We start from the raw sequence: 459 nt of genomic DNA, 5'->3' as shown, positions 1-459 counted from the left end.
ACGTTGAGCACCGATACGCATTGTTGGAATTATCGCTCTTGGGCCAGGAGCAAGATGACCTGGCAGAATCGGACCAGCAATAGCTGACGAACACATCAGCCCTTTTTTGATTGCCATCACCTTTGCGGGTGAGGGCGTTGTTGTTCGTTAATACACCTACTTTGAGCCGGTTCACACTTTTCAATGAAAATTACCGAAAATTTTCACGATAAGTTATGTAGACTGGCCGCCATTAATTTTGAGGCACACGTACTACATGGCTGAATTCGAAACCACTTTTGCAGATCTGGGCCTGAAGGCTCCCATCCTTGAAGCGCTTAACGATCTGGGTTACGAAAAACCATCTCCGATCCAGGCTGAGTGCATTCCGCATCTGCTGGGCGGCCGCGATGTTCTGGGTATGGCCCAGACGGGTAGCGGTAAAACCGCAGCGTTCTCTTTACCGCTGCTGAACAACAT

The 459-nt window shown here is 49.5% G+C and carries 2 protein-coding genes; both read left to right on the top strand.

Going from position 1 to position 459, the window contains the following annotated elements; all coding sequences use genetic code 11:
• Positions 1–183 precede the first annotated feature (183 nt).
• Entirely contained in the window at positions 184–264 is an 81-nt protein-coding gene (gene yrbN, locus EEB19_RS26365) for a protein YrbN (RefSeq protein ID WP_187590287.1), read from the top strand.
• A partial coding sequence (locus EEB19_RS26360) for a DEAD/DEAH box helicase (RefSeq protein WP_187590286.1) occupies positions 257–459 on the top strand: 203 nt, incomplete at its 3' end. The genes yrbN and EEB19_RS26360, both read left to right, overlap by 8 nt.

This window comes from Gordonia sp. OPL2 (genome assembly GCF_003797825.1).
Taxonomy (GTDB): Bacteria; Actinomycetota; Actinomycetes; order Mycobacteriales; family Mycobacteriaceae; genus Gordonia.
The sequence above is the reverse complement of the archived record's forward strand: the minus strand, read 5'-3'. Positions and strand labels throughout refer to the sequence as shown.